Source organism: Pseudomonas sp. W2Aug9 (assembly GCF_023127755.1).
GTDB lineage: Bacteria > Pseudomonadota > Gammaproteobacteria > Pseudomonadales > Pseudomonadaceae > Aquipseudomonas > Aquipseudomonas synxantha_A.
The window spans coordinates 145,419-169,417 of record NZ_SPKL01000013.1 but is presented as its reverse complement, the minus strand read 5'-3'; the positions used below and the strand labels follow the sequence as shown (position 1 = coordinate 169,417).

General features: G+C 59.1%; 21 protein-coding genes. 14 read left to right on the top strand and 7 right to left on the bottom strand.

Features of this window, described 5'->3' with window-relative positions:
• Positions 1 to 15: 15 nt before the first annotated feature.
• The 4 genes from crcB to E3O56_RS11920 are packed head-to-tail and all read right to left on the bottom strand — an operon-like array spanning position 16 to position 4,828.
• Positions 16 to 390, bottom strand: coding sequence for a fluoride efflux transporter CrcB (crcB, locus tag E3O56_RS11935; RefSeq protein WP_005789082.1), 375 nt, complete (start codon positions 388 to 390; stop codon positions 16 to 18).
• Positions 390 to 1,712: a replication-associated recombination protein A gene (locus E3O56_RS11930; RefSeq protein WP_032880626.1), complete on the bottom strand. Its 1,323-nt coding sequence runs from the start codon at positions 1,710 to 1,712 to the stop codon at positions 390 to 392. Before E3O56_RS11930 ends, crcB begins: the two co-directional genes overlap by 1 nt.
• A gap of 27 nt (positions 1,713 to 1,739) precedes the next feature.
• The gene (lolA, locus tag E3O56_RS11925; RefSeq protein ID WP_032880625.1) at positions 1,740 to 2,363 is read right to left on the bottom strand and encodes an outer membrane lipoprotein chaperone LolA; all 624 of its coding nucleotides are present in this window, start codon (positions 2,361 to 2,363) and stop codon (positions 1,740 to 1,742) included.
• Positions 2,364 to 2,419: 56 nt separating this feature from the next.
• Positions 2,420 to 4,828 (bottom strand): DNA translocase FtsK, encoded by a 2,409-nt coding sequence (locus E3O56_RS11920; protein ID WP_005789085.1) that lies wholly within the window; start codon positions 4,826 to 4,828, stop codon positions 2,420 to 2,422.
• A 499-nt stretch (positions 4,829 to 5,327) separates the two neighbouring features.
• On the opposite strand from E3O56_RS11920, the gene aat reads away from it, so the two are divergent.
• From aat to infA, 3 genes are all read left to right on the top strand, one after another.
• Positions 5,328 to 6,008: a leucyl/phenylalanyl-tRNA--protein transferase gene (gene aat / locus E3O56_RS11915; protein WP_005789086.1), complete on the top strand. Its 681-nt coding sequence runs from the start codon at positions 5,328 to 5,330 to the stop codon at positions 6,006 to 6,008.
• Positions 6,009 to 6,064: 56 nt separating this feature from the next.
• Positions 6,065 to 6,772: an arginyltransferase gene (locus tag E3O56_RS11910; protein ID WP_248128299.1), complete on the top strand. Its 708-nt coding sequence runs from the start codon at positions 6,065 to 6,067 to the stop codon at positions 6,770 to 6,772.
• 100 nt (positions 6,773 to 6,872) lie between these two features.
• Positions 6,873 to 7,091, top strand: coding sequence for a translation initiation factor IF-1 (gene infA, locus E3O56_RS11905; protein ID WP_002553999.1), 219 nt, complete (start codon positions 6,873 to 6,875; stop codon positions 7,089 to 7,091).
• Positions 7,092 to 7,325: 234 nt separating this feature from the next.
• Here the strand turns inward: infA and clpA are convergent, their stop codons facing one another.
• Both clpA and clpS read right to left on the bottom strand, forming a co-directional pair.
• Positions 7,326 to 9,596: an ATP-dependent Clp protease ATP-binding subunit ClpA gene (gene clpA, locus E3O56_RS11900; RefSeq protein WP_032880624.1), complete on the bottom strand. Its 2,271-nt coding sequence runs from the start codon at positions 9,594 to 9,596 to the stop codon at positions 7,326 to 7,328.
• 29 nt (positions 9,597 to 9,625) lie between these two features.
• The gene (gene clpS, locus E3O56_RS11895; protein WP_005789091.1) at positions 9,626 to 9,994 is read right to left on the bottom strand and encodes an ATP-dependent Clp protease adapter ClpS; all 369 of its coding nucleotides are present in this window, start codon (positions 9,992 to 9,994) and stop codon (positions 9,626 to 9,628) included.
• 224 nt (positions 9,995 to 10,218) lie between these two features.
• On the opposite strand from clpS, the gene cspD reads away from it, so the two are divergent.
• Entirely contained in the window at positions 10,219 to 10,497 is a 279-nt protein-coding gene (cspD, locus tag E3O56_RS11890; protein ID WP_248128355.1) for a cold shock domain-containing protein CspD, read from the top strand.
• A gap of 63 nt (positions 10,498 to 10,560) precedes the next feature.
• On the opposite strand, the gene icd is transcribed toward cspD, so the two are convergent.
• Positions 10,561 to 11,817, bottom strand: coding sequence for an NADP-dependent isocitrate dehydrogenase (icd, locus tag E3O56_RS11885; protein WP_005789095.1), 1,257 nt, complete (start codon positions 11,815 to 11,817; stop codon positions 10,561 to 10,563).
• A gap of 493 nt (positions 11,818 to 12,310) precedes the next feature.
• Between icd and E3O56_RS11880 the strand changes: the two genes are divergently transcribed.
• From E3O56_RS11880 to E3O56_RS11835, 10 genes are all read left to right on the top strand, one after another.
• Entirely contained in the window at positions 12,311 to 14,536 is a 2,226-nt protein-coding gene (locus tag E3O56_RS11880) for an NADP-dependent isocitrate dehydrogenase (protein ID WP_005789097.1), read from the top strand.
• A 204-nt stretch (positions 14,537 to 14,740) separates the two neighbouring features.
• Positions 14,741 to 15,187 carry an NUDIX hydrolase gene (locus tag E3O56_RS11875; protein WP_248128298.1) on the top strand — a complete coding sequence of 149 codons (447 nt, stop codon included), beginning with the start codon at positions 14,741 to 14,743 and terminating at the stop codon, positions 15,185 to 15,187.
• 59 nt (positions 15,188 to 15,246) lie between these two features.
• Positions 15,247 to 16,371, top strand: coding sequence for a tRNA 2-thiouridine(34) synthase MnmA (mnmA, locus tag E3O56_RS11870; protein ID WP_248128297.1), 1,125 nt, complete (start codon positions 15,247 to 15,249; stop codon positions 16,369 to 16,371).
• Entirely contained in the window at positions 16,368 to 16,991 is a 624-nt protein-coding gene (gene hflD / locus E3O56_RS11865) for a high frequency lysogenization protein HflD (protein WP_005789104.1), read from the top strand. The genes mnmA and hflD overlap by 4 nt, the downstream gene beginning before the upstream one ends.
• 125 nt (positions 16,992 to 17,116) lie before the next feature.
• Positions 17,117 to 18,487 (top strand): adenylosuccinate lyase, encoded by a 1,371-nt coding sequence (gene purB / locus E3O56_RS11860; RefSeq protein ID WP_005789106.1) that lies wholly within the window; start codon positions 17,117 to 17,119, stop codon positions 18,485 to 18,487.
• 83 nt (positions 18,488 to 18,570) lie between these two features.
• Positions 18,571 to 19,737 (top strand): cupin domain-containing protein, encoded by a 1,167-nt coding sequence (locus E3O56_RS11855; protein WP_005789108.1) that lies wholly within the window; start codon positions 18,571 to 18,573, stop codon positions 19,735 to 19,737.
• The gene (locus E3O56_RS11850; protein ID WP_032880619.1) at positions 19,730 to 20,152 is read left to right on the top strand and encodes a GNAT family N-acetyltransferase; all 423 of its coding nucleotides are present in this window, start codon (positions 19,730 to 19,732) and stop codon (positions 20,150 to 20,152) included. Before E3O56_RS11855 ends, E3O56_RS11850 begins: the two co-directional genes overlap by 8 nt.
• A 230-nt stretch (positions 20,153 to 20,382) precedes the next feature.
• Positions 20,383 to 21,120, top strand: coding sequence for a secretin N-terminal domain-containing protein (locus E3O56_RS11845; protein WP_248128296.1), 738 nt, complete (start codon positions 20,383 to 20,385; stop codon positions 21,118 to 21,120).
• A gap of 494 nt (positions 21,121 to 21,614) precedes the next feature.
• Positions 21,615 to 22,940 carry an isocitrate lyase gene (aceA, locus tag E3O56_RS11840; RefSeq protein ID WP_003174717.1) on the top strand — a complete coding sequence of 442 codons (1,326 nt, stop codon included), beginning with the start codon at positions 21,615 to 21,617 and terminating at the stop codon, positions 22,938 to 22,940.
• Between the two features lie 637 nt (positions 22,941 to 23,577).
• Complete coding sequence (locus E3O56_RS11835; RefSeq protein WP_003192109.1) at positions 23,578 to 23,991, top strand: NADH-quinone oxidoreductase subunit A; 414 nt, start codon at positions 23,578 to 23,580, stop codon at positions 23,989 to 23,991.
• The last annotated feature ends 8 nt before the right edge of the window (positions 23,992 to 23,999 follow it).

The following is a 23,999-nucleotide window of genomic DNA, read 5'->3' as shown; positions in this document are numbered from 1 at the left end:
GTCGGTCTCTCGTTATCAAAGTTTGGTCAAGGACAGGCCGGCCCAGGTGGCGAGCAGCCCGCCGAACACGCTGATGCCCAGGTACCCGAAGGCGACCAGGGCCTGCCCGCTTTCCAGCAGCCGCAGCGTATCCAGTGAAAAGGATGAAAAGGTCGTCAGACCGCCTACAAAACCGACAATCAAGCCGGCGCGAATTTCAATCGGCACTTCCGGGCGCAACAGGAACCAGCCGTACAACAGCCCGATAATCAAACAGCCCACCAGGTTGACTGCCAGGGTCGCCGCATAAAAATGCTTCGGCCACTGGGCGCTGACCCAGGTGCTGGTGGCGAAACGCAATAATGTACCAGCGATGCCGGCTGCGGACACGGCAAGAATCGTCTTGAGCACTACTTTCTCCGCTGACGGGGGCTGAGACGGTCGAGTTGGGCCAGATGGTTGAGCTTTTCGCCGATCTTCAGCTCCAGCCCACGGGGCACTGGCTGGTAGAGCGGCAACGGTTCCAGAGCATCGGGGAAGTAGTCTTCGCCGGCTGCATAGGCATCCGGTTCGTCATGAGCGTAGCGATATTCGTCACCGTAACCCAGCTGCTTCATCAGTTTGGTCGGCGCGTTGCGCAAGTGCATCGGCACTTCCAGCGAACCATGTTCAGCCGCCGCTCGCAGCGCCGACTTGAAGCCCATGTACACCGCGTTGCTTTTCGGTGCGCAGGCCAGGTAGGTGATGGCCTGGGCCACCGCCAACTCGCCTTCCGGGCTGCCGAGGCGCTCCTGCACCTCCCAGGCCGCCAGGCACAGGCTCAGGGCTCGCGGGTCGGCATTGCCGATGTCTTCGCTGGCCATGCGCACCACGCGACGGGCCAGGTACAACGGATCGCAACCGCCGTCGATCATGCGTGCGAACCAGTACAGCGCACCGTCCGGGTTGGAGCCGCGCACGGACTTGTGCAGGGCGGAAATCTGGTCGTAGAAAGCTTCACCGCCCTTGTCGAAGCGCCGGCGCGTATCACCCAGCAGGCTTTGCAGCAGATCGACGCCAATTTCACCGCCGTCTTCAGCCAGGTCCGAAGCGTTTTCCAGCAGGTTGAGAAAACGCCTGCCATCGCCATCTGCGGCGGTGAGCAGGATCTTGAAGCCTTCTTCACTGACGCTCAGATGGCGCTTGCCCAGGCCCTTGTCTTCATTCAAGGCCCGCTGCAGCAGCTTTTGCATCGCCGCCTCGTCCAGGCTTTTGAGCACGTAGACACGCGCTCGCGACAACAAGGCGTTGTTGAGTTCAAACGAAGGGTTTTCAGTGGTGGCGCCGATAAAGATCAAGGTGCCGTCTTCAACATACGGCAGGAACGCATCCTGCTGCGACTTGTTGAAGCGATGCACTTCGTCGACAAACAGGATGGTGCGCTTGCCGTACTGGCCGGCCTGCTGCTTGGCGACTTCCACCGCCTGGCGGATTTCCTTGACCCCGGCAAGCACCGCCGAGACCGTTTCAAAGTGGGCATCCGAGACTTTCGCCAGCAGCCGCGCCAGGGTGGTCTTGCCCACGCCCGGCGGGCCCCAGAAAATCATCGAGTGCAGCGCGCCCTGCTCCAGCGCTTCGCGCAAGGGCTTGCCGCGAGCGAGCAGGTGTTCCTGACCGACGTACTCATCCAGGTTGGTCGAACGCAAGCGTGCGGCCAGGGGCTGGGCAATCGGGTCACTTCGAAACAGATCCATGGGCAGCGCTTGAAACCTCTCGGCAGGTTATTCCTGGATCACGTCGGCACCCTTGGGGATGTCGAACTTGAACTTGGATGCATCCACAACGCCGTTGGCCTTGACGCCGGTGAACAGAATATTGGTGCGCTGACCCACGCTGTCGACCAGTTGCATGTCATTGATCAAACCGCCACGGAACGAAAGGCGAAGACTATCGAAAAGGGTGTCTTTGGCTTTCGGCTTGAGGGTGAAATCCATTACGTCACCGGTTTGCTTGGAAGTGATGTCAAAGCTATCGCTGATTTTCGACACATCGCCCGACAACAGCAACGCCGGCGTCTGATTCAAGCGCGGGTCGAGCTTCTTGATCGTGGCCTGCTCTAGATCCGGGTCCCATAAGGTGACCTTCTGGCCATCAGAAACGATGGTCTGCTCAGCCTTACCCTCGGTATGCCAATAAAAAAGCCCTGGACGCTGCACGGCCATTTCACCGGCAGTTTCCTGTAATTGAGTACCACCGGCATCCAGGGTCAACTGGGAGAAGCGCGAGGTCAGGGTTTTGGAGTCATTCAGCAGTCCGGTCAGGCGCGTTACGGCCTGTTCATCAGCGTGAGCCGAAACAGCGGTCAAGGCCAGTGCCGGCAACAACAGCATGCGGATAAAGCGCATGGGAGTCCTCATTGAGTAGTCAGGGCGGTGCCGCGTGTTACCACGCGGCACCGGGGTCAGTCGCGCATCTGCCCGGGGGCGATGATTTCACGCGAGCCGTTGGTGTTCATTGCAGTGACGACGCCGGCGTGTTCCATGGCTTCGATCATGCGGGCAGCGCGGTTGTAGCCGATTTTCAACTTGCGTTGCACTGCGGAGATAGAGGCGCGACGGCTTTCCAGCACGAAGGCCACGGCCTCATCGTACAGCGCGTCGGTTTCGGCATCATCGTCGCCACCGCCGCTGCCACCGTCAAAACCGCTGCCGGCCTCTTCGACGCCTGCGAGGATGTCGTCGTTGTATTCCGGGGCGCCGCGCAGTTTCCAGGCTTCGACCACGCGGTGTACTTCGTCATCGGACACAAAGGCACCGTGAACGCGAATCGGCAGGCTGGTGCCCGGCGGCATGTAGAGCATGTCACCGTGGCCCAGCAGCTGCTCGGCGCCACCCTGGTCGATGATGGTCCGTGAGTCGATCTTGCTCGATACCTGGAACGCCATGCGTGTCGGGATGTTGGCCTTGATCAGACCGGTGATCACATCCACCGACGGGCGCTGAGTCGCGAGGATCAAGTGAATCCCGGCGGCACGTGCCTTCTGGGCAATACGCGCGATCAGTTCTTCGACCTTCTTGCCGACGATCATCATCATGTCGGCGAATTCGTCGACCACCACCACGATGGTCGGCAGCTTGGTCAGCAGCGGTGCCTCATCGTGAATGTTTTCGCGTTTGTACAGCGGGTCGGTCAGCGGTTCGCCGGCGTCCTGGGCTTCCTTGACCTTGGCGTTGAAGCCCGACAGGTTACGTACGCCCATCTTGGCCATCAGCTTGTAGCGGCGCTCCATCTCGGCAACGCTCCAACGCAGGGCGTTGGCGGCGTCCTTCATGTCGGTAACCACCGGGCACAACAGGTGCGGAATGCCTTCGTAGATCGACAGCTCCAACATCTTCGGGTCGATCATGATCAGCTTGGCGTCATCCGGCCCGGACTTGAACAGGATCGACAGGATCATTGCGTTCACACCCACCGACTTACCGGAACCGGTGGTACCGGCTACCAGCAGGTGAGGCATTTTCGCCAGGTCGGTGATCACCGGCTTGCCGCCGATGTCATGGCCGAGGGCCAGGGTGACCGGCGATTTGAAATTGTCGTACTCGGGGGTCGACAGCACTTCGGAGAAACGCACGATCTGGCGGTCTTCGTTAGGAATCTCTATACCCACGGTGGTCTTGCCCGGGATCACTTCCACCACGCGCACGCTGGTCACGGCCAGGGAACGGGCCAAGTCTTTGGCCAGGTTGGAAATACGGCTGACTTTGACACCGGCGGCCGGCTGGATTTCGTAACGGGTAATCACCGGGCCGGGATGGATCGAATCCACCGACACTTCGACGCCGAACTCCTTGAGCTTGATTTCCAGCAGATGGCCGACAGCCGCCAGGGATTCGGGGGAATAATTGAGCTGTTTCTTTTCTGCCGGGTCAAGAATCGAGATCGGCGGCAAGGTGCCTTCGACGGCGCTGTCGATAAACAGCGGGGCCTGTTTCTCTTTCTGTACGCGATGGCTGGGTTCTGGCGCCTTGGGCGGTGCCGGAGCGATCACTGGCGGTACCTGCTTCTCGCGATCCGACATGTGCTTGCTCAGGGCCTGCTCGCGCTCGATCAAGCGTTCCTTGACCTTGGCCTGCTCGCGCCGATCCGGCGTGCTCGGGGCCACCACCTCGTTGACGCGGGTGTCGACCTCACGCAGTTGGGCAACCATTTGCTTGCGCTCGACACGGGCGGCCCACCAGCGGTTGGCAGCGCCCTGGAACAATTCGAACAGGTCGAGGGTGATCTTGCCGGTCACGTCCATCACCTTGAACCATGACAGGTCGGTGAACACCGTGAGGCCGAACAGGAACAGCGCGATGAACATCAAGGTGCTGCCCTGGATATTCAGCGTGCGGCGCGCCAGGTCACCGAGGCTTTCGCCCAGCGCCCCGCCCGCACCCGCCGGCAGGCCGGTGGGTGCATGGAAGTGAATATGCGCCAGCGCCGCGCCGGACAGCACCAGGAACACCAGGCCGATCAGGCGCCAGGAAAACAGCCAGCCGCTCCACTGCCACGGCTCGTGACGCTGGCGGAAGATCTGCCAGGTCTTGATCGCCAGCAGCAGCGGGAAAATGTACGCGAAATAACCCAGGATCATGAACAGGATATCGGCGCTGTAGGACCCTACCGGCCCACCGAAATTCTGCACATCGTCGATCTTGCTGTTATGGCTCCAGCCCGGATCGTCCTTGCCATAGGTGAGCAAGGCCATCATCAGGAACAGGCACAGGGCACCGATGGCAATCAGTGCGCCTTCCTTGAGTCGGTAATGCAGGTGCTGGCGCCAGGCCGGTACGACTGCTGCTTTGGGTGCTGCGGCGGATTTCTTCAAAACGGGTCTTTTCCTGCGCCTTTAGCGCGTCCATCTGTTGAATGACTACACATGACTGCCCTATCCCGAGCAGCTGAAAAATGAACGTATGTTGCTGAATCTACTTTTAACACCAGGTCACGGATAGGTGAAATGGCGATAACGCCACAATGGGCGCATTGTACGGGTTTGCGTGCGCGATGCCACACACTTGCCCTCCACCTGGCAGCCTTGGCAATCGAAGTGTCAAAGCCTGTTCAATTTGAGCATGCATTGCCTTTGCTGACAAAGGCTTATGAGCTGTATCTGGCAATCCAGGCAAACTTGGCAGAGGGCTGGCATGGGCCAGCCCCGATTACGACCACGCCTTATGCACAGAGTTGCAGAAACACCCGCTCATGCTAATCCGGCCTCACCGCTTAATCGGGCTGGCCCCTTGGCGCCGGGTCGACAATAATCAACGCTTGTGCGGCAGACGCCTTGTCTGCCACTCCCCTCCCCTTCCGTAAGCCTGGATGCCATGCTGACCTGGTTACAACGCGACAACCTGACTTTCCCGCCCCTGGCCAAGGCCATGCGCGAACCCAATGGCCTGCTCGCCGCCGGTGGCGACCTGTCGGCCGAACGCCTGATCCAGGCCTATCGCCATGGCTGCTTTCCGTGGTTCTCCGAAGGCCAGCCTATCCTCTGGTGGTCACCCGACCCACGCACGGTGATCTTCCCCGACGAACTGCATGTGTCCCGCAGCCTCGGCAAACTGCTGCGCCAACAGCGTTATACCGTAACGTTCGACCAGGATTTCGCCGCTGTCATCCAGGCCTGTGCTGCACCGCGCGCCTACGCGGACGGCACCTGGATCACCGAGGGCATCCAGAACGCCTACCTGGCGCTGCACAAGCGCGGCTACGCCCACTCCGTGGAAGTGTGGGACCAGGGCGAACTGGTAGGTGGCCTGTATGGCCTGGCGATGGGCCAGCTGTTTTTTGGCGAATCCATGTTCAGCCGCGCCGACAACGCCTCGAAATTCGGTTTCGCCACATTGACCCGTCAATTGCAGGCGTGGGGCTTCGTGCTGATCGACTGCCAGATGCCCAATGACCACCTGCACAGCCTGGGCGCCCGCGCCATACCGCGCAGCGACTTCGCTGACTTGCTGCGCAAGCATTTGGACCAACCCAGCTCTGGACCGTGGGTTTCGTAGGCGACTTTGGCCTACCTGGCTTACACTTATTCCAAAGCTTATCCCGAGGGTTGATCATGACCGAGCTGGCGCGCTTGAAGTTCTATGCCACTCAAGCCCACTCTTGCAGCTATCTGCCCGATGAGCAGGCCACCACGCTGTTCCTCGATCCCAGCCAGCCGATGGACGTGCATGTGTACGCCGACCTCTCGGAGATGGGGTTTCGGCGCAGCGGCGATCATCTGTACCGACCTCACTGCCAGAATTGCAACGCGTGTGTGCCGGCGCGCATCCCTGCCGCGCAATTTTTGCCCGATCGCAATCAGAAACGCATCCTCAAACGCAACGCCGACCTGACGGTAAACGCGGTCAAGCCGCAGTACAGCGAAGAGTATTTCGATCTTTATCAGCGCTACATCGAGCAACGCCATGCCGATGGCGACATGTTCCCGCCCAGCCGTGATCAGTTTTCCACCTTCCTGGTACGTGACCTGCCGTTCTCGCGCTTCTACGAGTTCCGCCTCGATGGACGGCTGCTGGCCGTGGCGGTGACCGACCTGCTGCCCAATGGCCTATCGGCGGTATATACCTTCTATGAACCCGACGAAGAACGCCGCAGCCTGGGGCGCTTTGCGATCCTCTGGCAAATAGGTGAAGCGCTGCGCCTGGAACTGGAAGCGGTGTACCTTGGATACTGGATCAAGAACTGCAAAAAGATGAACTACAAGACCCAATATCGGCCCATTGAGCTGCTGATTAATCAAAGATGGGTCACACTTAACTAGAACCCCTTGGCTTGAACCCTCTTTTTCGGGCACAATGCACGCCGCTTTTGCCTGGCGCAGTTGCACCGGGCCATTCACTGGATACCGAGGGCTTTACTGCATGTCGAAAGAAGACAGCTTCGAAATGGAAGGCACTGTCGTCGACACCCTGCCCAACACCATGTTTCGTGTGGAGTTGGAAAATGGGCACGTCGTAACCGCGCATATCTCCGGCAAGATGCGCAAGAACTACATTCGTATTCTTACCGGTGACAAAGTGCGCGTCGAGCTGACGCCCTATGACTTGAGCAAAGGGCGCATCACTTACCGCGCTCGCTAAGCAAGTCAATACAAAACGCCCGGTTATGCCGGGCGTTTTTGTGTGGGTGGCATACACATAAATTGTGGGAGGGGGCTTGCCCCCGATAGCAGTGTGTCAGGCAACTAATTTGTTGCTGAACCACCGCTATCGGGAGCAAGCCCCCTCCCACATTGGATCTCCATTGTTCTGAGAATTGCATTTCAAGTCAGCAAAAAGGCGCCTTTCGGCGCCTTTTGTGTTGCTGCAGAACGATCAGGCCATTTCTGCCGTGGTCTCGAACTCGAAGGTCAGCTCGCCGTCCTTCAGGTCGATATGCACCACGCCGCCATGATCGGAGAGTTCGCCGAACAGGATCTCTTCGGCCAGCGGCCGCTTGATCTTGTCCTGGATCAGACGCGCCATTGGGCGTGCGCCCATTGCCGCATCGTAGCCGCCCTCTGCGATCCAACTGCGAGCCGCTTCCGTCACATCCAGCTGCACGCGCTTGTCTTCCAACTGCGCCTGAAGCTCGGTGAGGAACTTGTCCACCACGCTCTTGATAACCTCATGGCTGAGGCGACCAAATTGGATAATGGTGTCCAGACGGTTGCGGAACTCCGGCGTGAAGCTCTTCTTGATCACTTCCATTGCATCGGAAGAGTGATCCTGATGCGTGAAGCCGATAGACGCTCGCGCAGCAGTTTCGGCACCGGCGTTGGTGGTCATGATCACGATCACATTACGGAAGTCCGCCTTGCGCCCGTTGTTATCGGTCAGCGTCCCGTGATCCATGACCTGCAACAGCAGGTTGAAGACTTCCGGGTGAGCCTTTTCGATTTCATCGAGCAGCAGTACGCAATGCGGCTGCTTGGTGATCGCCTCGGTCAACAAGCCGCCCTGATCGAAACCGACATAGCCCGGCGGCGCACCGATCAGGCGCGACACTGTGTGACGCTCCATGTACTCGGACATGTCGAAACGGACCAGCTCGATACCCATGGCCTTGGCCAACTGCCGCGCCGCCTCGGTCTTGCCGACGCCGGTAGGCCCTGCGAACAGGAACGAACCGACCGGCTTGTCCGGCGACTTGAGGCCCGCGCGGGACAATTTGATAGCCGTGGACAGCGAGTCGATCGCCGCATCCTGACCGAACACAGTGAGCTTGAGATCGCGCTCCAGGTTACGCAGCAGCTCCTTGTCGGAACTGGTGACGTGTTTTGGCGGAATCCGCGCGATTTTCGCCACGATGTCCTCGACCTGAGGCACATCGATACGCTTCACACGCTTCTCGACCGGCTGCAGCCGCTGGTAGGCGCCCGCCTCGTCGATCACGTCGATGGCCTTGTCCGGCATGTGCCGGTCATTGATGTAGCGCGACGCCAGCTCAGCCGCCGCACGCAGGGCCTCATCGGTGTACTCGATGCCGTGGTGCGCTTCAAAACGCCCCTTGAGCCCACGCAGGATGCCAATAGTGTCTTCAACCGAAGGCTCGGACACGTCGACTTTCTGGAAGCGTCGCGCCAAGGCACGGTCTTTTTCGAAAATGCCGCGAAACTCCTGGAAGGTGGTGGAGCCGATGCAGCGGATATCACCCGAAGACAGCAATGGCTTGAGCAGGTTGGAGGCGTCCATCACCCCACCGGAGGCCGCACCGGCACCAATGATGGTGTGGATCTCGTCGATGAACAGGATCGCCTGCGGGCGTTTTTTCAGCTCGCCGAGCAGCGCCTTGAAGCGCTTCTCGAAATCGCCACGGTACTTGGTCCCGGCGAGCAATGCGCCCAGGTCAAGAGAGTAGACGACGCTGTTGGCCAGCAGGTCCGGCACCTGGTTGTCGACAATGCGCTTGGCCAGGCCTTCGGCAATCGCGGTTTTACCCACGCCCGCCTCACCCACCAACAACGGGTTGTTCTTGCGACGCCGCGCGAGAATCTGCGCTACACGCTCGACCTCGCTCTCACGCCCGACCAGCGGATCGATCCGCCCCTGTCGCGCCATCTCATTGAGATTGCTGGCATAGGCATCCAGCGGGTTGCTTGAAGAAGAAGACTCACCGCCCTCGTCGTCCTGCATATCCTGCTCACCCTCGGAATGATCGCCGTGCCCGGGGACCTTGGAGATACCGTGGGCGATGTAATTGACGACATCAATACGGGCAACGCTCTGCTGCTTGAGCAGAAACACGGCCTGGCTTTCCTGTTCGCTGAAAATTGCCACCAGCACGTTTGCGCCTGTGACCTCACGCTTACCGGAGCTCTGTACGTGGAAGACAGCACGCTGCAATACCCGCTGGAAGCCCAGGGTTGGCTGGGTCTCGCGGTCCTCGTCATGCACGGGGATCAGTGGCGTGGTGGAGTCGATAAACTCCTGCAGATCATGCTTGAGTTTGTCGAGGTTGGCGCCGCACGCACGCAGAACGGTGGCGGCAGCTTCATTATCCAAAAGTGCCAGCAAAAGGTGCTCGACGGTCATGAACTCATGACGCTTCGAACGAGCCTCCTTGAAGGCAAGATTGAGGGTGACTTCGAGCTCGCGGTTTAACATAGCTTCACCTCATACCCAAGTGGTCGGCGTTAACCGTCCTTCTCGATTTCACAGAGTAGCGGATGCTGGCTTTCCCTGGCGTACTGGTTGACCTGCATGGCCTTTGTCTCGGCGATGTCGCGGGTAAACACTCCACATACTGCCCGTCCTTCTGTGTGAACGGCCAGCATTACCTTGGTCGCCAACTCGCGGTTCAGGTTAAAAAACACCTCGAGCACTTCGACGACGAAATCCATCGGTGTGTAGTCATCATTGAACAAAACCACCTTGTACATCGGCGGTGCCTGTAAAGCAGGCTTGGCCTCCTGAACAGCAATGCCTGCAGAACCGTCGTCGTCATGTTCCTGATCCGGGCGATCCTGATTGAATGTTAGTCGAATCTGGCTATTTGCATGCATGGAAAGAAAGGTTCGTCAGTGGTTCAATTACAGTGGTGGGGGCGAGCTGTCAGAATTTCAACTCTGACCGATTGGTCGCCTTGACTATCGGCAAATCGGTGTTACAACCAATAGAGCCCACAGTGGGTAAAAAAGGTCCGCGCAGTCAACCTTATTTATTCGGGTTAGGACGGATAAACTGGATGATACTCCAGTGATGGAGTCTGGTGCAGAGGGATATGGCGATGCTAAGTGGTAAGGTCAAGTGGTTCAACAATGCCAAGGGTTACGGTTTCATTGTCGAGGACGGCAAGGATGAGGACCTTTTTGCGCATTTCTCCGTGATCGATATGGATGGGTACAAAACGCTGAAGGCGGGTCAACCGGTGTCCTTTGATCTTAAACAGGGCCCAAAGGGCTTGAATGCGGTGAATATCAAGTTAGTCACCGCCCCGTCTGCCGCAGAAAAAGTTGCAGCGCCCGATCAAAAGTCAAAAAAAGAAACAGGCCTGATCAGCCACTGAACAAAGCACTGAAAGCAAACCGGCCGCCCAATTCATCAAGGCGGCCGGTTTTTTTCTGCCTGTTTACATGTGCTTGATCAGCGCATCACCAAAGCCCGACGACGACACCAACGTAGCGCCATCCATCAGGCGCTCAAAGTCATAGGTCACGGTCTTGGCAGAAATCGCACCATTGGTGCCCTTGATGATCAAGTCAGCCGCCTCGACCCAGCCCATATGACGCAGCATCATTTCCGCCGACAGAATCAATGAACCCGGGTTGACCTGGTCCTTGCCCGCATACTTGGGCGCAGTACCGTGAGTAGCTTCGAACATCGCCACGGTGTCCGACAGGTTGGCTCCCGGCGCGATACCAATACCACCAACCTCCGCCGCCAAGGCATCGGACAAGTAGTCGCCATTGAGGTTGAGCGTGGCAATCACATCATACTCAGCCGGACGCAGCAGGATCTGCTGGAGCATGGCATCGGCAATCGCATCCTTGACCACCACATTCTTGCCGGTCTTGGGGTTCTTGAACTGCATCCACGGGCCGCCGTCGAGCAGCGTCGCGCCGAATTCTTCAGCCGCCACTTCGTAGGCCCACTCCTTGAAGGCGCCTTCGGTGAACTTCATGATGTTGCCTTTGTGCACGATGGTCAGCGAGTCGCGGTCGTTATCGACTACATACTGCAGGGCCTTGCGCGCTAGGCGCTTGGTACCCTCTTTCGACACCGGCTTGACGCCAATCCCGCAATCCTGGTCGAAACGGATCTTGGTAACACCCATTTCCTCCTTGAGGAACTTGATCACCTTGATAGCCTCAGGCGAACCGGCTTTCCACTCGATACCCGCGTAAATATCCTCGGAGTTCTCACGGAAGATGGTCATGTCCACATCGCCTGGCTTCTTGACCGGGCTGGGCACGCCTTCAAACCAGCGCACCGGGCGCAGACACACATACAGGTCGAGCTGCTGACGCAGAGCCACGTTCAGCGAGCGAATACCACCCCCGACCGGCGTGGTCAGCGGGCCCTTGATGGACACTACGTAATCCTTGACCGCGTCCAGGGTTTCCTGGGGCAACCAGGTGTCCTGGTCGTAGACCTGGGTCGCCTTTTCGCCGGCATACACCTCCATCCACGAGATTTTGCGCTTGCCGCCGTAAGCCTTTTCAACAGCTGCGTCGACTACCTTGATCATCACCGGGCTGATGTCGACGCCAATACCGTCACCTTCGATATAGGGGATGATCGGTTGGTCAGGAACATTGAGAGAATGGTCTGCATTGACGGTGATTTTGTCGCCGACTGCCGGAACCTGAATCTTCTTGTATCCCATGCTGAACTCCATCTATGGATTGAACATCTGGCTGCGTTCGAGCCTACTCCAGATAAATGGCGACCGAAACCTCGCGCCATGCTCATTTGCATCGAAAACAGCATAAATTGTCGCCTACAAGCCTGAAAGCAAAGGGAAAAGTGCCAATCTTGAGCACATCATTCAACTTTCGGCGTAACCCCACCCCTGCGACCTTTAGACCAATGGACGACACACCTTTTGTATGAAGGCTCTGCGTAAGCATAGCGACCTATGTATAATGCCGCCGCTGACCAAAGAGTCACGACGGTTGACCGCTCTAGACAGTAGCCTTCAGCCAGAAAGCAGGACTATTACAATAGTCCAAACGCTTGACGCTCGACTGATGCAACCCAACATCACCGCGAAGAAACCTCGACATTTCGCTCATGGATGACTTTGAACGAACGCGCTCCACCCGGCGCATCTCGAGTTTCTGCGCACGCTTTCAGCAAAGAAGAGAGTTAATCCGAATATGCCCACCCGCTCGAAGATCATCTACACCTTCACCGACGAAGCTCCAGCCCTCGCCACCTATTCACTGTTGCCTATCGTAGAGGCCTTCACGGCTTCCGCTGATATTGCCGTTGAAACCCGCGACATCTCCCTCGCAGGGCGCATCCTCGCAAGCTTCCCCGAGCAACTGGGCACCAAGGCTATCCCGGACCACCTCGCCGAACTGGGCGACCTGGCCGTAACCCCTGAAGCCAACATCATCAAGCTGCCTAACATCAGTGCCTCGACCCCGCAGCTGCAAGCCGCGATCAAGGAACTGCAGGCCCAGGGCTACGCCCTGCCGGACTACCCGGAAACCGTAACCACCGACGCGGAAAAAGAAACCCGTGCACGTTACGACAAGGTCAAGGGCAGCGCCGTGAACCCGGTACTGCGCGAAGGCAACTCCGACCGCCGCGCGCCGCTGTCGGTCAAGAACTACGCACGCAAGCACCCGCACAAGATGGGCGCCTGGGCTGCCGACTCCAAGTCGCACATTGCCCACATGAGCAATGGTGACTTCTACGGCAGCGAAAAAGCCGTACAGATCGAAGCCGCCGATGCTGTCAAAATTGCGCTGGTTGCTCAGGACGGCACCACCACCGTCCTGAAAGAAAAGACCAGCGTCCAGGCCGGCGAGATCATCGACACCGCCGTGCTGAGCAAGAAAGCGCTGCGCAGCTTCATCGCCGCTGAAATCGAAGACGCCAAGAAGCAAGGCGTGCTGCTGTCGGTTCACCTCAAAGCCACCATGATGAAGGTCTCCGACCCGATCATGTTCGGCCAGATCGTTGCCGAGTTCTATAAAGATGCCCTGGCCAAGCACGCTACCGTGCTTGAGCAGATCGGCTTCAACCTGAACAACGGCATCGGCGACCTGTATGCCCGCATCAAGGCCCTGCCGGCCGACCAGCAAGCGCAGATCGAAGCCGACATCCAGGCCGTCTACGCCGCTCGTCCTGCCCTGGCGATGGTCAACTCCGACAAAGGCATCACCAACCTGCACGTGCCGAGCGACGTGATCGTCGACGCCTCGATGCCGGCCATGATCCGTGACTCCGGCAAGATGTGGGGCACCGACGGCCAGTTGCACGACACCAAGGCTGTGATCCCGGATCGCTGCTACGCCACCATCTACCAGGCGGTCATCGAAGACTGCAAGGCCAATGGCGCCTTCGACCCGACCACCATGGGCAGCGTGCCAAACGTTGGCCTGATGGCCAAGAAAGCCGAAGAGTACGGCTCCCACGACAAGACCTTCCAGATCAAGGCTGACGGCGTTGTTCGCGTCACCGACAGCCAGGGCAACCTGCTGATGGAACAGAAAGTCGAGGCCGGCGACATCTTCCGCATGTGCCAGACCAAAGACGCGCCGATCCAGGACTGGGTCAAGCTCGCCGTCAACCGTGCCCGCGCCAGCAACACCCCGGCCATTTTCTGGCTGGACCCCAAGCGCGCTCACGATGGCGTAGTGGTCGAGAAAGTTCAGGCGTACCTGAAAGACCACAACACCGAAGGCCTGGACATCCGCATCATGGCCCCGGTCGATGCGATGAAGTTCACCCTGGAGCGCACCCGCAAGGGCCTGGACACCATTTCGGTGACCGGCAACGTGCTGCGCGACTACCTGACCGACCTGTTCCCGATCATGGAACTGGGCACCAGCGCCAAGATGCTGTCGATCGTGCCGCTGATGAACGGCGGCGGCCTGTTCGAAACCGGCGCTGGCGGTTCGGCTCCCAAGCACGTTCAGCAGCTGCTGGAAGAAAACTTCCTGCGTTGGGACTCCCTGGGCGAGTTCCTGGCCCTGGCCGCTTCCCTTGAGCACCTGGGTGTGACCTACAACAACCCCAAAGCCTTGGTACTGTCCAAGACCCTGGACCAGGCTACCGGCCAGTTCCTGGACAACAACAAGTCGCCATCGCGCAAAGTCGGCAACATCGACAACCGCGGCAGCCACTTCTACCTGGCGCTGTACTGGGCCCAAGCCCTGGCCGCCCAGACCGAAGACGCTGCACTGCAAGCGCAGTTCGGCGAACTGGCAAAAACCCTGGCCGAGAACGAAGCAACCATCGTTGCCGAACTCAACGCCGTACAAGGCAAGCCAGTGGACATCGGCGGCTACTACGCGCCGAACCCCGAGCTGACCAGCAAGGCCATGCGCCCAAGCAACACCCTCAATGCGGCGATTGCCAAGTTGAAGTAAGGTTGTAAGGATGCAAAGAAGCCCCGGCCCAGTGCCGGGGTTTCTGTTTGTAGGGACTTCATTGAAGAAACCCAATCAAATCTGGGAGCTGGCTTGCCTGCGATTACAGTCTGTCAGTTCATACAGGTGCAGCTGACCCACCGCCATCACAGGCAAGCCAGCTCCCACATTGACCGAGTCACCTTCCCGATACCGAGGTTTGCAATGACCTGGCTCCCCCACATCACCGTCGCCACCATCGTCGAAGACAACGGCCGCTTCCTGATGGTTGAAGAACTCAAGGGCGGCCGCGCCGTACTCAATCAGCCCGCCGGCCACCTGGACCCGAACGAAACCCTCACCGAGGCCGCGGTGCGTGAAACCCTCGAAGAAACCGGCTGGGATGTCGAGCCCACTGGCATCGTCGGCATTTACCTGTACACCGCACCGAGCAATGGCGTGACCTATCAGCGCGTATGCTTTATCGCCAAGGCGCTGAAACATCACCCGGACTATCAACTCGACGAAGGCATCCTGCGCGCCCGCTGGCTGACCCGTGACGAGCTGATGACCGTGCGCGATGACTGGCGCAGCGAGCTGATCATCCGCTGTATCGATGATTATCTGGGCGGCCACCGGCACAGTCTCGAATTGATCCGCCCTTCTCTTTAGCCTTAGCGGCTCGGGCCTGATAGAATCGCGTCCTTTTTCAAGACACCCGTTGAAACCCTATGCGTGATCCAGCCCCTTCTGACACACAAAAGAAGCGCGTCATCGTCGGTATGTCCGGCGGCGTGGATTCTTCCGTTTCCGCCGTTCTGCTCATGGAGCAGGGTTATGAGGTGGAAGGCCTGTTCATGAAGAACTGGGAAGAAGACGATGGAACCGAATACTGCACCGCCATGGACGACCTGGCGGACGCCCAGGCCGTGTGCGACAAGATCGGTATCAAGCTGCACACCGCCAACTTTGCCGCCGAGTACTGGGACAACGTGTTCGAGCACTTCCTGGCCGAATACAAGGCCGGCCGCACGCCGAACCCGGACATCCTGTGCAACCGCGAAATCAAGTTCAAGGCGTTCCTCGATTACGCCATGATGCTTGGCGCCGACCTGATTGCCACGGGCCACTACGTGCGCCGTCGCGATATCGATGGCCGCACCGAATTGCTCAAGGGCCTGGACCCGAACAAGGACCAGAGCTACTTCCTGCACGCCGTCGGCGGTGAACAGATTGCCAAGACCCTGTTCCCGGTCGGCGAACTGGAAAAGCCCGAAGTGCGCAAGATCGCCGAGCAACACGGCCTGGCCACCGCCAAGAAGAAAGACTCCACCGGGATCTGCTTTATCGGCGAGCGCCGCTTCAGCGATTTCCTCAAGCAGTACCTGCCGGCGCAGCCGGGCGAGATCAAGACCACTGACGGCGAAGTGATCGGCCGTCACCATGGCCTGATGTACCACACCATTGGCCAGCGCCAGGGCCTGGGCATCGGCGGCTTGAAAGACGCAGGTGAAGAGCCTTGGTACGTGCTGGTCAAGGATCTGGAAAACAACGTGCTGGTGGTCGGCCAGGGCAACGAACATCCGTTGCTGTTCTCCGGCGCCCTGCTCGCTTCCGAGATCTACTGGGTCAACCCGATCGACCTGAGCACGCCACGCCGCCTGACCGCCAAAGTGCGCTATCGCCAGAGCGACCAGCCGTGCACCCTGGAAAAAACCGCCACCGGTTACCGCGCGACCTTCGATGACCCGCAACGCGCGGTCACCCCAGGCCAATCCGTGGTGTTCTACGACGGCGAAATCTGCCTGGGCGGCGGCGTGATTGAAGTTGCGCAAGCCTGGAGCCATCCGGCATGAGTCCGACCCAGGAGCAATTGACGGCACTGGGCGGGGTCTTCCTCGCAGCAGTCCTGGTGGACAAGATCGCCAAGACCGGCCAGGTGACCGAGGCCGGCCTGACGTGCATGCTCGGCAGCCTGCTGGTGGTTGATCCGAAGGATACCCTGGACGTGTACGGCGGCGACGACCTGAGCCTGCGCGAAGGTTATCGCGCCCTGATCGGCGCCCTCGAACGCGACCCAAGCACCCTGCAGCGCGAGCCGTTGCGCTACGCCCTGTCGATGCTCGGCCTGGAACGACAGCTAGCCAAGCGCGACGACCTGCTGGAAACCATCGGCAAGCGCCTGCCGCAAATCCAGTCCCAGGTTGAGCACTTCGGCCCGGCCCACGAAAACGTAATCGCGGCCTGCGGGGCGCTTTACCAGGACACCTTGAGCACCTTGCGCCAAAGGATCCAGGTCCACGGCGACATGCGCAACCTGCAACAACCCAATAACGCCTCGAAAATCCGTGCCCTGCTTCTGGCCGGTATTCGTTCGGCGCGGTTGTGGCGGCAGTTGGGCGGACATCGCTGGCAACTGGTGATCAGCCGACGCAAATTGCTCAAAGAGCTTTACCCGTTGATGCGCAACGAATAAGTCGCATCAGCAGGCCATTTTCAAGCCGTTACGCGTAATACGCCGGTCAGTTGGCAACGGACCGGCGGATTTTTTCATGTATGATACGCGCCCCATTTCGTTGCCCGACTGTCCGAGAACACCCCATGCAGCTCTCTTCGCTCACTGCGGTTTCCCCTGTTGACGGCCGCTACGCCGGCAAAACCCAGGCCCTGCGCCCTATTTTCAGCGAATACGGTTTGATCCGTGCGCGTGTACTGGTTGAAGTGCGCTGGCTCCAGCGCCTGGCCGCTCACCCTGCCATCGGCGAAGTGCCGGCGTTTTCCGCCGAGGCCAACGCTGTATTGAACACCCTGGCGGAAAACTTCTCCCTGGAGCACGCCGAGCGTGTGAAAGAGATCGAGCGCACCACCAACCACGACGTCAAAGCCATCGAGTACCTGCTCAAAGAGCAAGCGGCCAAGCTGCCGGAACTGGCCCAGGTCAGCGAATTCATCCACTTTGCCTGCACCAGCGAGGACATCAACAACCTGTCCCACGCCCTGATGCTGCGCGAAGGTCGTGATGACGTGATGCTGCCGTTGATGCGCCAGACCGCCAACGCTATCCGTGAACTGGCGATCCGTTTCGCTGATGTGCCGATGCTCTCGCGCACCCATGGCCAGCCAGCGTCGCCGACCACCCTGGGCAAAGAGCTGGCCAACGTGGTGTACCGCCTGGAGCGCCAGATCGCTCAAGTGGCCGCCGTGCCATTGCTGGGCAAGATCAACGGCGCCGTGGGCAACTACAACGCCCACCTGTCGGCCTACCCCGAGATCGACTGGGAAGCCAACGCCCGCGCCTTCATCGAAGACGAACTGGGCCTGGGTTTCAACCCTTACACCACGCAGATCGAACCCCACGACTACATTGCCGAGCTGTTCGACGCGATTGCGCGCTTCAACACCATCCTGATCGACTTCGATCGCGATATCTGGGGCTACATCTCCCTGGGCTACTTCAAGCAGCGCACCATTGCCGGTGAAATCGGCTCGTCGACCATGCCGCACAAGGTCAACCCGATCGACTTCGAGAACTCCGAAGGCAACCTCGGCATCGCCAACGCGCTGTTCCAGCACCTGGCCAGCAAGTTGCCGATCTCTCGCTGGCAGCGCGACCTGACCGACTCCACCGTACTGCGCAACCTCGGTGTAGGCTTTGCCCACAGCGTGATCGCGTACGAAGCCAGCCTCAAAGGCATCAGCAAGCTGGAGCTCAACGAGCAGAAAATCGCCGCTGACCTGGATGCATGCTGGGAAGTCCTGGCCGAGCCGATCCAGACCGTGATGCGTCGCTACAACATCGAAAACCCGTACGAAAAACTCAAAGAACTGACACGCGGCAAGGGGATCACCTCTGAAGCGCTGCAGACTTTCATCGACGGCCTGGACATGCCAGCTGCCGCCAAGGCCGAGCTGAAACTGCTGACCCCGGCCAACTACATCGGTAACGCTGTAGAGCAAGCCAAGCGCATCTGATTACCGCAAGACCCTTGAGACGCCCGGCCGCGCCGGGCGTTTTTATTCCAGTCTTAAAAGTGCTTTTTTTCAATAGGTTACACATGAATCCTGATATCCCTCTTCAACTTCTGGGCGGCATCACGGCACGGGAATTCCTGCGCGACTACTGGCAGAAGAAACCCCTGCTGATCCGTCAGGCCATCCCTGACTTCGAAAGCCCGATCGACGCCGACGAACTGGCAGGCCTGGCCCTGGAAGAAGAAGTCGAATCGCGCCTGGTGATCGAACACGGCGAGCGCCCGTGGGAACTGCGTCGCGGCCCATTCGCCGAAGATGCCTTCAGCGCCCTGCCAGAGCGTGAGTGGACCCTGCTGGTGCAGGCGGTCGACCAGTTCGTGCCGGAAGTCGCCGAACTGCTGGAGCACTTCCGTTTCCTGCCAAGCTGGCGTATCGACGATGTGATGATCAGCTTCGCCGCGCCCGGCGGCAGCGTCGGTCCGCACTTCGATAACTACGATGTGTTCCTGCTGCAAGCCCAGGGCAAGCGCAACTGGAAGATCGGCCAGATGTGCAGCTCCGAAAGCCCGCTGCTGCAACACGCTGACCTGCGCATCCTCGCCGAATTCGAAGAAAGCGCCGAATGGGTGCTGGAGCCAGGCGACATGCTCTACCTGCCACCGCGCCTGGCGCACTTCGGCATTGCCGAAGACGATTGCATGACCTACTCGGTGGGTTTCCGCGCCCCGAGCGCCGCCGAAGTGCTGACCCACTTCACCGACTTCCTCAGCCAGTACCTGACTGACGAAGAGCGCTACACCGACGCCGACGCCCAGCCGGTCAGCGACCCACACCAGATTCAGGTCGACGCTCTGGATCGCCTCAAGGGTCTGCTGGCTGAGCACATGAGCGACGAGCGCATGTTGCTGACCTGGTTCGGCCAGTTCATGACCGAGCCGCGCTACCCGGAACTGGTCGCTGGTGAAGAGCTGGGCGAAGAAGACTTCATCAACAGCCTGCAAGATGGCGCGATTCTGGTACGCAACCCAAGCGCGCGCCTGGCCTGGTCTGAAGTCGACGACGATGTATTGCTGTTTGCCAGTGGCCAGAGCCGTTACCTGCCCGGCAAGCTGCGTGAACTGCTGAAGCTGGTGTGCTCGGCCGACGCACTGCACAGCGAAAACCTCAGCGTATGGCTGGCCGACGAAGACGGCCGCGACCTGCTGTGCGAACTGGTCAAGCAAGGCAGCCTGGGGTTCGCGGATGAATAAGATTCACGTAAGTGTCGCGGACTGGCGAAAGGATATCGACGAGATTCGGCGCATTCGTGAAGCGGTATTTATCGCCGAGCAATCGGTTCCAGCCGAGCTCGAGTGGGATGCGGACGACGCTGGCGCCATGCATTTCCTCGCATTCGAAGGCGACTTTCCGATTGGTACCGCACGCCTGCTGCCCAGCGGCGAGATTGGTCGCGTGTCGGTGCTCAAGGACTGGCGCGGGCTGAAGGTGGGCGACAAGCTGATGGAAGCGGTGATTGGAGTGGCTGAAAAGCGCGGCCAGACCCGGCAGTTCCTCAGTGCGCAGGTGTATGCGGCGCCGTTTTATGAGCGGTTGGGTTTCAAGATCGTCAGCGATGAGTTTCTTGAAGTCGGGATTCCGCATGTGGATATGGTGCGCGGGGGCTGACTCAAGACCGAGTCGCCTATATCGGGAGCAAGCCCCCTCCCACATTTGACTGAGTCCATCCGTTGAAATGCGGTCAAAATGTGGGAGGGGGCTTGCTCCCGATAGCCATATCAGCAACACCTCAAAATGCCCTGCCTGCCAGGGCATTTTGCCGTCTACGATTCAACTTGCGCCCCGCCAGGCCGACAAACTGGCACTATCAAGCCAAATGACTCGCAGAGATAACGGACATGTCCCTACGCACCTTGCTCACCGCCCTGCTCCTGACCGCCAGTGTTTCGGCCCTGGCTGCCACCGAGGTCGTCAACCTGAGCAACCGCACCAGCGCCGACCTACTGCCCGTGGCGCAGAACTTCATCGGCAAGGACGGCACCGTCAGCGCCTACGGCAACCAGCTTATTGTTAACGCCGACCCTGCGAAGATCGAGGGCTTGCGTACCCTGCTCTCCCAACTGGACACGCCGGCCAAGCGCCTGCTGATCACCGTCGACACCAACGAAACCAACCAGCAGAACAGCGGCGACAGCCAGACCCGCATCATCAGCTATGGCACCTTCAGCCGCGATGGCGGCATCCAGCAGATCCAGGCCAGCGAAGGCGTGCCGGCGCTTATTCAGATCGGCCAGAGCGTACCGCTGACCACCACGCACCAGGATGGCTATGGCCGCCTGCAGAACCAGACCCAGTATCGCAACGTCACCCAGGGCTTTTACGTCACCGCCAGCGTCACCGGCGAGACCGTACACCTGGCTATCAGTACCAACCGTGACCGTATGAGCCAGGAGCGTCCTGATGTAGTGAACGTGCAGAGCACCGACACAACCGTCAGCGGACGCTTGGGCGAATGGATTACCCTGGTAGGCATCAATGGCGAAACCCAAGCCGACAAATCTTCTACAACCCGCAGCTACTCTACTCAGGGCCGCGATGACCTGACGGTACGGGTCAAGGTCGACACCCTGAACTGAAGCACCAAAAACTGACTGGCGAGTCGTATTAGACCAAAGATGTAGTGCCTTGAAAAAAGCACTACAAAACATTTGACGATCCAAAAAAGCATGGGCATGATGGCCTCGCTCCCGCTAATCAGGGGCCCTGGCAAGGGCCTTCGGATCGCCGCTCCAAGTTACCCACCTGAGCCGATTCGTGTCTGTACCGCCCACAAGGCACGTTGGACGAGGTTGCGACTGGAACGAAGTTGTCCCGAGGGACGGAAGCTAACCAGGTAACCCGGCTACGCACTGATGAATCGTACAAAGGCCCACGACGCCCGAAGACCGTTTGCAGTTTGCCCTTACCTGCTCAACTCCGCCTTGAGCCAATCGTTCATCCCGTCGCCTACCCCGCCGAACTTGACTTGAACACCCAAGCTTCTGGTCAGCGAGCAGCCATCACCACGCACTTTCTACGTGGCTGGCAAATGGAATTTTCCACCTAGACCTATGCGACGAGGTTTTTCCCCATGGCACTGACACGCGAACAGCAAATTGCAGCCCTTGAAAAAGATTGGGCTGAAAACCCACGCTGGAAAGGCGTGACCCGCGCTTATTCCGCTGCTGACGTCGTCCGCCTGCGTGGCTCGGTCCAACCTGAGCACACCTTTGCAAAACTCGGCGCCGAGAAGCTGTGGAACCTGGTCACCCAAGGTGCCAAGCCGTCCTTCCGTCCCGACAAAGATTTCGTCAACTGCATGGGCGCCCTCACTGGCGGCCAGGCAGTCCAACAGGTAAAAGCCGGCATCCAGGCGATCTACCTGTCCGGCTGGCAAGTGGCAGCGGACAACAACTCCGCTGAATCCATGTACCCCGACCAGTCGCTGTACCCGGTGGACTCGGTTCCAACCGTGGTCAAGCGCATCAACAACTCGTTCCGTCGTGCCGACCAGATCCAGTGGAAAGCCGGCAAGAACCCGGGTGACGAAGGCTACATCGACTACTTCGCGCCAATCGTGGCTGATGCCGAAGCCGGTTTCGGCGGCGTACTCAACGCCTACGAGCTGATGAAGAGCATGATCGAGGCAGGCGCTGCCGGCGTGCACTTCGAAGACCAGCTTGCTTCCGTGAAAAAATGCGGCCACATGGGCGGCAAGGTACTGGTACCAACCCAGGAAGCCGTACAGAAGCTGACCGCTGCTCGTTTGGCGGCCGACGTCGCCGGTACTCCGACCATCATCCTGGCCCGTACCGATGCCAACGCCGCTGACCTGCTGACCTCGGACTGCGACCCGTACGACCAGCCGTTCGTGACTGGCGAACGCACCCAGGAAGGCTTCTATAAAGTCCGCGCCGGCCTGGACCAAGCCATTGCCCGCGGCCTGGCCTACGCGCCGTACGCCGACCTGATCTGGTGCGAGACCGCCAAGCCGGACCTGGACGAAGCTCGTCGCTTCGCCGAAGCGATCAAGAAGGAATACCCGGACCAACTGCTGTCCTACAACTGCTCGCCTTCCTTCAACTGGAAGAAGAACCTGGACGACGCGACCATCGCCAAGTTCCAGCGTGAACTGTCGGCAATGGGCTACAAGCACCAGTTCATCACCCTGGCCGGCATTCACAACATGTGGCACAGCATGTTCAACCTGGCGCATGACTACGCCCGCAACGACATGACTGCCTATGTGAAGCTGCAGGAGCAGGAATTCGCTGACGCCGCCAAAGGCTACACCTTCGTGGCGCACCAGCAGGAAGTGGGTACCGGCTACTTCGACGACATGACCACCGTGATCCAGGGCGGCACCTCGTCCGTGACCGCGCTGACCGGTTCGACCGAAGAAGAGCAGTTCCACTGATCCACTGAGTACACGGCCACTGCGGCCCCAGGGAAGACCTAACCGCAGTGCCGCACAACAATCACGCCCCGACTGGTTCGGGGCGTTTTTTTGCCTGCACAAAACCTACCGATGCACTGCGGACCAAATGTGGGAGGGGGCTTGCTCCCGATAGCGGTGGATCAGCAACAGTTGGGTTGGCTGATACTCAGCTATCGGGAGCAAGCCCCCTCCCACAAGGAATTTTGCGCAAAACATTGATCCAGAGCGGTATTCGCACACATCCAATCGGTTAAAAGAACCGTTGCGACAACTAAGCGACACTCAAGCAAGTAACGGCAACTTCCCCCGCCACATGAGAAACAATCGCTTAAACCCCACGCAAACAATATTCATTATCATTTGGCGCCTGAAAACTTCGTTACAGCTTAAACAAAACATAATTGATGAAAAGCCCGCTAATGCCCACGGTACAAGGGCTACAGCCCCAAGAAGGTGCACTATGTGCTTATTCCACCGAATAATTTCGCCCTGGGAATTTTACTTGCCCGGTGTTTAGCCATAAAATCACCGCGATTGATTGCAGTGCGACATATCGTCACTGCATCGTTACTTTTTCGAGCTCAGAGACCTTTGCTCTCTGTTAAGGATTTCCAGCATGACCGACGCGACAGGACTCATGGCCCACAACTGGGGCTTTGCCATTTTCCTCCTCGGTGTAGTGGGCCTCTGCGCCTTCATGCTTGGCGTCTCCAGCCTACTCGGGTCAAAAGCCTGGGGCCGCAGCAAAAACGAACCGTTCGAGTCCGGCATGCTACCTACAGGTGGCGCCCGCTTGCGGCTCTCAGCCAAATTCTATCTGGTCGCGATGCTCTTCGTGATCTTCGATATCGAAGCCCTCTTTCTCTTTGCATGGTCTGTGTCCGTCCGCGAAAGCGGCTGGACCGGATTCGTCGAAGCTCTCGTTTTCATAGCAATTCTGTTGGCAGGTCTTGTCTACCTGTTCCGAGTGGGCGCCCTTGACTGGGCTCCGGAAGCTCGTCGCAAGCGGCAGGCGAAGCTGAAACAATGAGGCTTTGG

Coding starts and splice junctions, on each gene's coding strand:
- E3O56_RS11930 (WP_032880626.1), bottom strand. CDS start 1,712: ATGGATCTGTTTCGAAGTGACCCGATTGCCCAGCCCCTGGCCGCACGC.
- lolA (WP_032880625.1), bottom strand. CDS start 2,363: ATGCGCTTTATCCGCATGCTGTTGTTGCCGGCACTGGCCTTGACCGCT.
- aat (WP_005789086.1), top strand. CDS start 5,328: ATGCTGACCTGGTTACAACGCGACAACCTGACTTTCCCGCCCCTGGCC.
- E3O56_RS11910 (WP_248128299.1), top strand. CDS start 6,065: ATGACCGAGCTGGCGCGCTTGAAGTTCTATGCCACTCAAGCCCACTCT.
- infA (WP_002553999.1), top strand. CDS start 6,873: ATGTCGAAAGAAGACAGCTTCGAAATGGAAGGCACTGTCGTCGACACC.
- clpA (WP_032880624.1), bottom strand. CDS start 9,596: ATGTTAAACCGCGAGCTCGAAGTCACCCTCAATCTTGCCTTCAAGGAG.
- clpS (WP_005789091.1), bottom strand. CDS start 9,994: ATGCATGCAAATAGCCAGATTCGACTAACATTCAATCAGGATCGCCCG.
- cspD (WP_248128355.1), top strand. CDS start 10,219: ATGCTAAGTGGTAAGGTCAAGTGGTTCAACAATGCCAAGGGTTACGGT.
- icd (WP_005789095.1), bottom strand. CDS start 11,817: ATGGGATACAAGAAGATTCAGGTTCCGGCAGTCGGCGACAAAATCACC.
- E3O56_RS11880 (WP_005789097.1), top strand. CDS start 12,311: ATGCCCACCCGCTCGAAGATCATCTACACCTTCACCGACGAAGCTCCA.
- E3O56_RS11875 (WP_248128298.1), top strand. CDS start 14,741: ATGACCTGGCTCCCCCACATCACCGTCGCCACCATCGTCGAAGACAAC.
- mnmA (WP_248128297.1), top strand. CDS start 15,247: ATGCGTGATCCAGCCCCTTCTGACACACAAAAGAAGCGCGTCATCGTC.
- hflD (WP_005789104.1), top strand. CDS start 16,368: ATGAGTCCGACCCAGGAGCAATTGACGGCACTGGGCGGGGTCTTCCTC.
- purB (WP_005789106.1), top strand. CDS start 17,117: ATGCAGCTCTCTTCGCTCACTGCGGTTTCCCCTGTTGACGGCCGCTAC.
- E3O56_RS11855 (WP_005789108.1), top strand. CDS start 18,571: ATGAATCCTGATATCCCTCTTCAACTTCTGGGCGGCATCACGGCACGG.
- E3O56_RS11850 (WP_032880619.1), top strand. CDS start 19,730: ATGAATAAGATTCACGTAAGTGTCGCGGACTGGCGAAAGGATATCGAC.
- E3O56_RS11845 (WP_248128296.1), top strand. CDS start 20,383: ATGTCCCTACGCACCTTGCTCACCGCCCTGCTCCTGACCGCCAGTGTT.
- aceA (WP_003174717.1), top strand. CDS start 21,615: ATGGCACTGACACGCGAACAGCAAATTGCAGCCCTTGAAAAAGATTGG.
- E3O56_RS11835 (WP_003192109.1), top strand. CDS start 23,578: ATGACCGACGCGACAGGACTCATGGCCCACAACTGGGGCTTTGCCATT.